The organism is Pantoea sp. VS1 (assembly GCF_002207995.1).
Lineage (GTDB): Bacteria > Pseudomonadota > Gammaproteobacteria > Enterobacterales > Enterobacteriaceae > Pantoea > Pantoea dispersa.
Genome location: NZ_NHZE01000031.1, coordinates 20252 through 29083 on the forward strand (window position 1 = coordinate 20252; position 8832 = coordinate 29083).

An 8832-nucleotide genomic window follows, 5' to 3' on the forward strand; every position below is an offset into this window, starting at 1 on the left:
CGCTGCCCGCTCCGCGCCTCGTTTACTGCCATATACTTGACTAATCAGGCGGGTATTTCACAGCCGGGGCACGCCGGTCACCCTCTTTTCCATCGCCTGTTGCAGCACACATTCAGCCAGGGACCTTCACAGCATGAGAAATACGAATTCGGTCGCACACATTCAGGCCTACCTGTCCGGTACCGGTAACCGGTTTAAGTCAGAAAAAGAGACACTGGACGACATCATCCGCACCATCCTTGCAGAGGAAATACCGATCAGTAACAAAACCATAATCATGCAGATCATGAGACAAATTACGGATGAAACGGACGGGAGCAGGCAGGAAACGTTGCGCATTCTTCTTCAGCTGGTCGTGGGATACACGCCAGACGATCCCGGCATCTGAAGGGGGACTTGCTGTCGGTCACGCACGGTCGGCAGAAGCAGCTTCCTTTCCTTAAAACAGTTACTGTATGCCTGAATACATCGCGGGGAAATGTCTGTGTCGGTTTAAGAACAGAACTATCGGAGGGTGTCGTCCCTGACAGGTTCTCCGGCCGGTACACGCCTGAGCGCGACCGCTGAGGTCATCTTCATCGTCGTCTTCCGGCCAGAGCCGGACTACGTCCTTTGGCGTCAGTTCTTCTCGTCGTTCAGGCCCGCAAGGGTTTGCAGGTACGGCACGTGCCGGACGGCCTGCTCCGGCTCGTGAAAACTCTTCAGCCAGCTTCTGGCTTCGGATATTTCAGTGAGCCGGTTATCGCTGCCGCCGGCCTCCGCCATGTGTCCGAGCTCGGTAATAAGCGATTGCACGCTTATTTCCTTTTCGCCCAGCGCCAGGCTCAGTGCCGCTTCGCCAATAATGACGTGCCCTTTCCCGTCGTGTTGAATAGACAAATTTACTACCTCCGTTTTACGTTGATGACAACCTCACGTCACACTGTAGACCCCGCCGACGAAAGCGCCCGGAGGATATTCTGAAAAACCCTTATTCCGTAATAATTTATTTCAATAATTATGATGAGAGAGTTCCGCGCGTAAGAATTTATCGTTTCTGACGCTCCCTGACGTTCATTCAGCCTGTCACCCTGCCCATTACCGGTGCGGTTTGAGAAAGCGCGCCGGGCTGCTAAGATGCCCGTGACAATCTGCGGCAATACGGAGCCTCAAATGCTTACAACCATAATTTACCGGAGCCACCTCGCCGATGAGGTGCCCGTCCGCATCCTGCCGGGCATGGTGGAGAAGGCCAGCCTGCTGAACGCCCGGCATCAGGTAACGGGCATCCTGCTGTTTAACGGTACGCACTTCTTCTAGATCCTGGAGGGCCCGGAGGAGGGCGTGCTGGACATCTACGCTCGCATCTGCGCCGACCGGCGCCACCACAACGTGGTTGAACTGATGCGCGACTACTCACCGTCACGTCGCTTCGGCAATCACGGCATGGAGCTCTTCGACCTGCGCCACCACGACAGCGGCAGCGTGCTGCAGGCGGTGCTTGACCGCGGCACGTCTAAATACCGCCTGACCTTTGACGATCGCGGCCTGCAGTTCCTGCGAACCTTCGTGGAAGCCCGGGAGAAAGAGAACTACTTTGAGGTCCTGCCCGCCGACTACTGGGACTTTGTGCCGGACGAGAACGGGTCACCGGCCCCGGCAGCGGGCGTCACCTTCCGCCCGGTGGTCGACCCGCTCGGCCGTGAGGTCACGGCCCTTGAGGCCCTGCCCAGTGACGCGCCGGCGGGGCTCTCCGGCGAGGCGCTGTACGAGCACAATCTCGCGGCGGTCACCGGAGCGCTGAACAGGGCAGGCAGGTCGTGCCCGGACGACATCATGCTGTACGTCAGCATTCTGCCCATGACGCTGGTCGCCCTGCCGGACGCCGTGGGCCGGCTCGTGAGCGCCATCGACAGCGCCGGACTGGTGCCGCAGCAAATTATACTGGGCGTCAGCGAGACGGAGGTTATCTCCCGGCTGGAAACATTTTCCGCAGCGGTGCGGCAGCTGAAGCAGGCCGGTATCAGTCTCTCAATTGATAACTTTGGTGACGGCTCAGCCGGGCTGTCGCTGCTGGCGCACGTGCAGCCGGACCGCGTACGCATCGGCGCCGGGATCGTGCGCAACATTCACCGCAGCGGCCCCCGTCAGGCGGTGGTGCACGCGGTGCTGCGCTGCTGTTCGGCGCTGGAGATCAACGTCATCGCGGCAGGCATCGAGCAGCCGGAGGAGTGGATGTGGCTGGAGGCGGCCGGGGTTACTGATTTCCAGGGCGCGCTGTTCACCGCAGAGGGCACGGCCGTCGCCTGGCCGGAGACCCGCGAGGCCGTCTGAGGTAAGGTGCAGAACAGGGGGCCCGCGGGCCCCGGATGATTAACAGGCGGCGGCCTGCTGAGGCGGATGCTGCGCGGCCATGACGGCCGCCGGCACGTCGGCCTTTTCCTGCCGCAGGGTTCTGCCGCGGTTGGCCTTTTCAAGCCAGGTGCGGAAATGCGTCATCATAGCCGCCGCGTGCTGCGCGTCCGGCGTACGGTAAATCAGCAGCCGGCTTTTGGTCTGGTTTGTGCAGTCGATGGCGTAAATCTCGATGCCGGCGTCGCGCTGCTCGCTTTCAATTGCTGTAAAATGCATCTGAGGCCAGCGGTTCACCTTCAGCATAAACTCACTTAAAATCATTTTTTTTCCTTTTATTGTTTTAAAAACGGTACTCTTTCACTGGTTCGACCAGTATAGAGCGGGTTGCAGACTCTGCAAGCCGTCAGCGGGATATCAAGCGTAAAGGTTTCGTAAGCCCCCTGTTTTCAGCACCGGAGATAACTGCAGCATGCGCCAGCGGGAGATCTCCGGCAATCTGCCGGTGGGCTATCAGTGCAACAGGCAATAACACACAGGAGAGGCAGCCATGCTCAGCGAAGACAGGCTCAGCCACATCGCCGGCCATCCGGACAGCCATGATGCGGAGGCCGTGGCGATGGCGCAGGAGATCCTGCAGCTGCGCCGCACGCTGGGCGCGCCCTGGGCCGTGGTACAGCCGCTGGGTGAGCTGTATGTGGAGGACGGGAACGCGGCCATGATCTGGCCGGCGAGCCTGGCGGAGCGCGGCGACGTCTGCCTGTACCGCCTGGAGAAGCCTTCTCCGGTGGCGGAAGCCGCGCCGCCCGCGGCAAAGCAGCGCGGCCGGAGAAAGAAAATGCCGGCGCAGGGGTAAGTTCCCTTCATAACAGCGCGACCGTGCCGCGTCCTGACGCTGCGTCGGAAAAGTTTTCTGCATGACAGAGTCCCCGTTCATGTTCGGGCCCGCTGCGCTTTGGTAAGCTCTGCGCCCGAAACCTGCTGCCGGATAACCCCATGAAAAATGACTTTGAAGAAAAAATGGCCGACATCATGATTGGCGAGGCCGTCACGGCGCTGCTGGACGAGGACGTCGCCATCAGCTGGGCCGTACTGACAGAGCGCCTGCGCGCGGCTATTGAGCATGAAACGGATGAAGACCGCGTTCGCGCGGGGCTGCGCGCTATTGAAGAGGTCCGGCGGGAAATGCAGATTCGCGCCGGTGAAAAGACCGTGGTGCCCGGCGCTGACGAACTGTCAGCGCAGAAGCTTCACTGAGGTCACCCGGGGCGCAGCGGTATCCCCGGGGGCGCCTTTCTGATATACTGTACACTTATCCACCTTACGGACGGAGGTCATATGAACGATGACACCACCGCCGAAGATATCTACGCCGTTATCGGAACGGTCGTGGCGCGCCTTCTTAAGCCGGACCAGCACCTTACCCTTCACGAAATTACCAGCGCCCTGCACGGCATGGGCGAAGCGGCCGGCGCGGCGGACATGCGCGAAAGCTGCGCACGCGCCGTCAGGCTGCTGGCTCAGCAGATGCACTGACCTTCGGATTACTCCCGTTCTGACGTGCACCCCACGCGCAATGACGGTGGCGTGCCACACTGAGAAGTGTAAAATCGTTTAAACCGGAGATGCCTGTGAAAGTCTGGATTGCCGTTACCCTCGCCGCCGCCGTCAGCTGCTCCGTGTGGGCCTCAAAAGGGGGATTCGACTCCCCGGCAGCGCTGGCCGCCGCGCACGCTGTGCAGCAGAAGTAGCCTCAGAAGCCCTCGTCGGGCGTTTTACCCACCACGATTTCCAGCGCGCTGCGCAGCACGTCAAGCTGGACCACGTCTGAAGTGCTCTCGAGCTCGGCGATAAGATAAAGTATGATCGCTTTGCTGGTGACCTTTTTGCCATGAATAACGATGTCGCGGATGACGGCGTCCAGTACGGCGGTCTCGGCGGCCAGCGCGTCGCCGCCGCTGCGGAAGTGCTGGATGATGTCGGCTTCGGTAGTGGTGTGATGTTCGTTAAGCTGCATGGTGTTATCCGTCAGGCCCTGCGGGCAAAGGTGGCCAGGCTGATGCCTGAAATAAAAACGGCCACCCTCCGGTAGCCGCGTCCTGCGGGCGTCCTGCCGCTCTCCGCCCGGTGCGGAGATCAGTGCTTCTGTATGTCAGTCACTGTCATTTCTTAACGTTGCTGACCGGGCCGCTCAGAGCACTCAGTGCCAGCACGTCTGCGTCGCGGCTCTCGCGCGACTGTGTAAACTCACTCTGCACCTCGCCCAGCGCCAGGGCGATGGCTTCACGCCTTACCGCGTTCGTCTCGCCGCCGTTCATGGCGCGGAGCTGTCTCGCCACGCCGTCTGCGCTGATGTGATCTTCACTGCTCAGCAGTGCGACGACGGCTTCGCCCAGCACAACGTCGGCGAGGCGCGTTAAGGTTAAATCTGTATTCTTCATACCCGCATCTTCCGTCTCATGCCCCTCCGGGCAGGATGGCAGGACGGCCATTCCGGGCGGTCCTGAAGGCACGCAGCGGTCGGCGCTTCATTACGGCGGGGTAACTCAGCGCTCAAAGAGCATGCCAATAAGCGTCTGGTAATGACGCTCTTCTTCCAGGCTGGATGCGACTTCGAGGCGGCGCAGCAGCTTGGTGCAGATGGCCTTACGGTTAAGGTTCTTGCCTGCGCGCAGGATTTCAACGACAATCTGCCCCAGCGTTTCCTGCTGGGTCGGCGCCGATGCCTTGCTGAAGTAGTGCGCAATGTCGCTGGCGGAATCCGGGAATCTCGTATTGCTCTGACGCATGATGAACCTCTCGGTGGTTAAAATGTAGTCGGCTCTGTCTGACCGTAAAGTTATACAACCAAATCAAACTTGTACAGTAATTGTGTTGCTGTACAGCTTATCTTTTTGTGCAAAAAGTGCTAGATGTTACTTAACAGTACCTTAGGTGAGTATCAGCGCGCGAATGATGAGCGGGTTAACGAAGGGGTTGTACAACGGTCAGAACAGCATGGTCAGCTCAGGGGCCGGGGCACAGGAAAGAAGCCTGCCCGGTGTCACCCGGACAGGCGGGGGATGTCTTCAGTGCGCTGAGCCGCGGCCCGCTGCAGTGATCCATCTCAGCTCGTCCCGGTTGCCCGGTAATGACTCAAACCCGCGGAGCCAGCGTTTCGCCCCTCTTATTTGCACGCAGCGCGCAGGATTTTTCTCGGCGGCGGCCATCTCAGCCAGCTCGCGGATAAGCGAGCCAACGGTAATGTCCGCATTATTCATCGCCAGATGAACCGCCGCTTCGCCAATAATCATCTGGTTCTGGTCATAGTCATTATCAGGCATGCTCTGCTCTCCCTCCGCCTTATTACGGTATTTCAGTGTAGTCGCCTGACGGACTGAAAACCGGTTCCGTTTAAATACTTTCCGCGCATTATCCCGTCAGTCAGAATTACGCTCAGTCGCACAGCGATAAAAAACGCCCTGAATTCAGATGCCTGACAGGTTATCAGAGGTAACTGTCGGAAAATACTGAATAAACCTTATATGTGGTCTGAAATCGTTTTCATCCTGAGGTGCAGCCTGAGCATGTAAGTGTTTCGGTAATTAATCTCAGAAGAGGATTTAACAGGGCCTGAAAAAAGGGAGGATAAGCCTGCAGGGTACTGACCGTTAATATGCGCCGCATATTAGAAAAATCAGGGGGTAAATCCGGGTAATTATTCTCCTTCAGCATCAGAGATATATAGGAAATACCAATTTCCTAATTAAGCGCGCCGGGATAAAATTTACTTCCGGCGCGCGTCCTTGTGGTTTTATTTAAACTTCAGGTTTTGGGCCCCGCCGGCTGATAAGGCCGCCTTTACGGCCGGCCTCACGCGCGCGATCGGGGCAGTTTTTGAAGTTGCCGCCGCTGGCGGCGCCGCCCTTGCTGCCCGCCTCAGAGGCGCGTGCCGGGTCGGCCGCGAAGTTTCCGGCTCCACCGCGTCTTACTGCTGTCATGATGTTTTCCTCAGATAAGAGTTGTCCTGTATATCAGACGGTTATAGTGTGGCACGTCTGTACAGGACTTCCTGTCTTCAGGACACTTTTTTTCAGGGGGATGATGGCGGACACGCATTACCGGGTGGCTGAATCTGAAATACGGGCACGCTGGACCCTCGCGCTTGCGACTTCAGCGATATGCGCCAGGCTGTGTGCGCGGAACGGCGCGTGACATCCCTCCGGATGGAGAGTTGTTCTGCAGGCGCGCCGTGCCGCATTCGTATTACTTCTGCGCAGCGTTCAGGGGGTGCGTGCTGATGACAACCCGTCGCCGCAGGTGGCTTTCAGGCTCCGCGCCCCAGCAGAAGGCGGCCCAGTGGCCGCAGAACGCCAGCCAGCTGCGCACCGGGTGGAGGCCGCCCGACTCGCCCGTGCCGTCCCATACGTACACGTAGTGCTCCGGGTCGCGCAGCGACCAGGCCACCATCCCTTCCCACATCACCTTTGCCGCGTTCGTCTGCGCGCTGTCGGTTATGATTATCGACCAGCGATGCAGAAAATGGCAGAAGAAACGGCGCGCCAGGCCGTGCACCGCCCCCTCGTGCTGCGGCTGGCGGGTGCGCCAGACCATGACCTGTATGCAGGCGCGCTCCGGCGAGGTGAAGTCTTCAGTGTCTTCCAGCCTCACCGCATACACGGTCTCCGGCCCGGGCTCCTGCGTGACCAGCCTGAACTGTCGCTCTGCTCTGTTTTGCCAGAGGGCGTAGCCGAACGGCGTCACAAACCCGGGCAGCGTAAACGGCTCCACGTCACGGGCAAGAAACGCATGGGTGTCGGCCCGGTTGGTGTCTTCCGGATTCAGTACCTGACTGAAGCTGGTATCGGGCAGGGTAATGGGCATGCTGTCGTCCGCCGTTACTTTTCTGTTCACTGAGCCTCCCTGATAACCGGAGCGTTAATTTATGTCGCTGAATTGTCTGCAAAAACGAATGGTGCTGTTTAAAAGACAGAGCACCGCAGGATTACTGCTGTACACGCGCCTTCACATCGGTTACTTTGCGCCCGACCTCATTCACTACGCACGGGTATTTGATGCGACAGGACGGACTACCGCCGGAAAAAGAAGCCGGATTGACCGGTTATTTCAGCCAGGTCACTCACCCCTGCCAGATTGAGCTGCTGGGCAACATCACCGTTGAGATCCTGCGACAGGAGCGGCGGCTGACGCGAACCGCTTTATGCCTCAAGTTGATAGCGCGCCTCGATGATTCCGGCGATGAGGCTGAGGCGGAACACCTGACGGCTCTGCTCCGGATGCTGTTTAATCGCTGAGTCCGGGATGTACTGCCGGCAGGGTGCCGGTTAAGTTATGTCCGCCAAAAAAAGAGAGCGGCAAACGGAATGCCGTGCAGTCATTGCGCATAACAACGGTTCGCAGATGCCGGTTACAAATAAACCAGACCTCGTCTCGGTCATTGGAAAGAATGAAATACGCGTCAGACGTTTCCGAAGGGTTAAAGCATCCCAGCGCCCGGTAGGCCGTCGTGAGGCTGAACCCTCTCAGCAGCGGCCGCGGCCCGCCGGTCAGCTCTTCCACCCTGAGATACAGACCCTGTTCCATCCAGAGCATGGCCACCTCCGTAGCGCATCTTCATTCTTCAGTAAAAGTTACGGTGCCGGGTGCCTCCCGGTGATTCAGAAAGGCTACCACCTGAATCGCGCTTTTGTTCCTGCTGTACCTGTGTAGCCTGGCCCCGTCGCACAGAGGGATTCACCGTGTTCAGAACATAGCAGCCCGTTGGATTTTATTTTCTGACTTCTAAAGAAATAGCCAGACAGGCCCATGGTTACTGCGGCAGATGTCCAGTCAGAACCATTTTTTGGCACGCTTTTCTGAACAGAGTCATGAAATTTTCGGATCATATGAACCGGGCAGGAATGGCCGTTTAAACTGTGCGGCTGCTTTACTCTGACGTCTGGGTATTTGCATTCACCTGGCTATCCGTTTGCGTTTTACCTGACCATGGCAAAAAAAATTGCCACTGATGCTGAGGTGGTACTCATGGCATTGCGTGACCGGCAGCTAAGTGCCAGTTATAGTCATTCGAACCCTGTAATACTCGCGCTATGCTTCTGACTGCTGACGCTCTACCTCTGCCGGGTTCACCGGCAGATTCAGGCGTTCTTTGTACGCGACACCGGCCGCGGCTAAATCCACGCTGATCCGATCGCGCTCTTCCCGGGGCCGGGCGGCAGGGTTATGACATGATAATCCCTCCGGACAAAAGTATACCGCCTATGCTGAATAGCAGGAGGGGCTTATGTGTGGACGATTTGCGCAGTACAGCAGCAGAGATGACTACTTTGACGCTTTGGGTATTGGCCCGGAAGAACTGACCCGGGATGCTGAACCCATTGCCCGGTACAACGTGGCGCCGGGGACTAAGGTTCTGTTGCTCAGTGAGCGTGACGGCGAGCTGAAGTTTGATCCTGTTTACTGGGGCTACGGTCCGGAGTGGTGGGATAAACCGCCGCTCAT

The 8832-nt window shown here is 58.4% G+C and carries 15 protein-coding genes and 2 pseudogenes; 7 read left to right on the forward strand and 10 right to left on the reverse strand.

The features are described from left to right. Positions 1-133 precede the first annotated feature (133 nt). Positions 134-388, forward strand: a complete 255-nt coding sequence (locus tag CBW22_RS12880; protein WP_088516873.1) for a biofilm development regulator YmgB/AriR family protein — start codon at positions 134-136, stop codon at positions 386-388. Between the two features lie 230 nt (positions 389-618). Here CBW22_RS12880 and CBW22_RS12885 read toward each other — a convergent pair whose 3' ends face one another. Beyond that, positions 619-879 carry a hypothetical protein gene (locus CBW22_RS12885; protein ID WP_088516874.1) on the reverse strand — a complete coding sequence of 87 codons (261 nt, stop codon included), beginning with the start codon at positions 877-879 and terminating at the stop codon, positions 619-621. Positions 880-1152: 273 nt separating this feature from the next. Between CBW22_RS12885 and CBW22_RS12890 the strand changes: the two are divergent. Then, positions 1153-2313 (forward strand): annotated as a pseudogene (locus CBW22_RS12890) (diguanylate phosphodiesterase). Between the two features lie 39 nt (positions 2314-2352). On the opposite strand, the gene CBW22_RS12895 reads toward CBW22_RS12890, so the two are convergent. Then, entirely contained in the window at positions 2353-2637 is a 285-nt protein-coding gene (locus CBW22_RS12895; protein ID WP_058973853.1) for a hypothetical protein, read from the reverse strand. 244 nt (positions 2638-2881) lie between these two features. On the opposite strand from CBW22_RS12895, the gene CBW22_RS12900 reads away from it, so the two are divergent. From CBW22_RS12900 to CBW22_RS12910, 3 genes are all read left to right on the forward strand, one after another. Then, on the forward strand, positions 2882-3187 hold the full coding sequence (locus tag CBW22_RS12900) for a hypothetical protein (protein ID WP_058973854.1): 306 nt from the start codon (positions 2882-2884) through the stop codon (positions 3185-3187). A 140-nt stretch (positions 3188-3327) separates the two neighbouring features. Next, a complete protein-coding gene (locus CBW22_RS12905; protein WP_088516876.1) occupies positions 3328-3588 on the forward strand; it encodes a hypothetical protein in 261 nt (86 codons plus the stop codon). A gap of 81 nt (positions 3589-3669) precedes the next feature. Continuing rightward, complete coding sequence (locus CBW22_RS12910; protein ID WP_058973856.1) at positions 3670-3867, forward strand: hypothetical protein; 198 nt, start codon at positions 3670-3672, stop codon at positions 3865-3867. Between the two features lie 217 nt (positions 3868-4084). On the opposite strand, the gene CBW22_RS12915 is transcribed toward CBW22_RS12910, so the two are convergent. From CBW22_RS12915 to CBW22_RS12940, 6 genes are all read right to left on the reverse strand, one after another. Further along, complete coding sequence (locus CBW22_RS12915) at positions 4085-4348, reverse strand: biofilm/acid-resistance regulator YmgB/AriR (RefSeq protein ID WP_088516877.1); 264 nt, start codon at positions 4346-4348, stop codon at positions 4085-4087. Between the two features lie 145 nt (positions 4349-4493). Further along, a complete protein-coding gene (locus CBW22_RS12920) occupies positions 4494-4772 on the reverse strand; it encodes a hypothetical protein (protein WP_088516883.1) in 279 nt (92 codons plus the stop codon). Between the two features lie 105 nt (positions 4773-4877). Then, the gene (ycgZ, locus tag CBW22_RS12925) at positions 4878-5120 is read right to left on the reverse strand and encodes a regulatory protein YcgZ (RefSeq protein WP_039337534.1); all 243 of its coding nucleotides are present in this window, start codon (positions 5118-5120) and stop codon (positions 4878-4880) included. A gap of 279 nt (positions 5121-5399) precedes the next feature. Further along, entirely contained in the window at positions 5400-5654 is a 255-nt protein-coding gene (locus tag CBW22_RS12930; protein WP_088516878.1) for a hypothetical protein, read from the reverse strand. A 474-nt stretch (positions 5655-6128) separates the two neighbouring features. Continuing rightward, entirely contained in the window at positions 6129-6311 is a 183-nt protein-coding gene (locus CBW22_RS12935; protein ID WP_039337529.1) for a general stress protein, read from the reverse strand. 265 nt (positions 6312-6576) lie between these two features. Then, a complete protein-coding gene (locus tag CBW22_RS12940; RefSeq protein WP_088516879.1) occupies positions 6577-7224 on the reverse strand; it encodes a hypothetical protein in 648 nt (215 codons plus the stop codon). A 161-nt stretch (positions 7225-7385) separates the two neighbouring features. Here CBW22_RS12940 and CBW22_RS12945 point away from each other — a divergent pair, with 161 nt between their 5' ends. Further along, the gene (locus CBW22_RS12945) at positions 7386-7625 is read left to right on the forward strand and encodes a biofilm development regulator YmgB/AriR family protein (protein WP_088516880.1); all 240 of its coding nucleotides are present in this window, start codon (positions 7386-7388) and stop codon (positions 7623-7625) included. On the opposite strand, the gene CBW22_RS12950 is transcribed toward CBW22_RS12945, so the two are convergent. Beyond that, a complete protein-coding gene (locus CBW22_RS12950) occupies positions 7615-7923 on the reverse strand; it encodes a hypothetical protein (protein WP_088516881.1) in 309 nt (102 codons plus the stop codon). The two genes, CBW22_RS12945 and CBW22_RS12950, sit on opposite strands and share 11 nt — an antisense overlap. A gap of 498 nt (positions 7924-8421) precedes the next feature. Further along, positions 8422-8556: pseudogene (locus tag CBW22_RS12955) on the reverse strand (DNA polymerase III subunit theta); the annotation flags it as partial. Between the two features lie 58 nt (positions 8557-8614). Here CBW22_RS12955 and CBW22_RS12960 point away from each other — a divergent pair. Next, the coding region (locus CBW22_RS12960; protein ID WP_176428120.1) for an SOS response-associated peptidase family protein at positions 8615-8832 on the forward strand (218 nt) is incomplete at its 3' end.

Coding starts and splice junctions, on each gene's coding strand:
- ycgZ (WP_039337534.1), bottom strand. CDS start 5,120: ATGCGTCAGAGCAATACGAGATTCCCGGATTCCGCCAGCGACATTGCG.
- CBW22_RS12895 (WP_058973853.1), bottom strand. CDS start 2,637: ATGCTGAAGGTGAACCGCTGGCCTCAGATGCATTTTACAGCAATTGAA.
- CBW22_RS12900 (WP_058973854.1), top strand. CDS start 2,882: ATGCTCAGCGAAGACAGGCTCAGCCACATCGCCGGCCATCCGGACAGC.
- CBW22_RS12915 (WP_088516877.1), bottom strand. CDS start 4,348: ATGCAGCTTAACGAACATCACACCACTACCGAAGCCGACATCATCCAG.
- CBW22_RS12930 (WP_088516878.1), bottom strand. CDS start 5,654: ATGCCTGATAATGACTATGACCAGAACCAGATGATTATTGGCGAAGCG.
- CBW22_RS12880 (WP_088516873.1), top strand. CDS start 134: ATGAGAAATACGAATTCGGTCGCACACATTCAGGCCTACCTGTCCGGT.
- CBW22_RS12905 (WP_088516876.1), top strand. CDS start 3,328: ATGAAAAATGACTTTGAAGAAAAAATGGCCGACATCATGATTGGCGAG.
- CBW22_RS12935 (WP_039337529.1), bottom strand. CDS start 6,311: ATGACAGCAGTAAGACGCGGTGGAGCCGGAAACTTCGCGGCCGACCCG.
- CBW22_RS12910 (WP_058973856.1), top strand. CDS start 3,670: ATGAACGATGACACCACCGCCGAAGATATCTACGCCGTTATCGGAACG.
- CBW22_RS12950 (WP_088516881.1), bottom strand. CDS start 7,923: ATGCTCTGGATGGAACAGGGTCTGTATCTCAGGGTGGAAGAGCTGACC.
- CBW22_RS12945 (WP_088516880.1), top strand. CDS start 7,386: ATGCGACAGGACGGACTACCGCCGGAAAAAGAAGCCGGATTGACCGGT.
- CBW22_RS12920 (WP_088516883.1), bottom strand. CDS start 4,772: ATGAAGAATACAGATTTAACCTTAACGCGCCTCGCCGACGTTGTGCTG.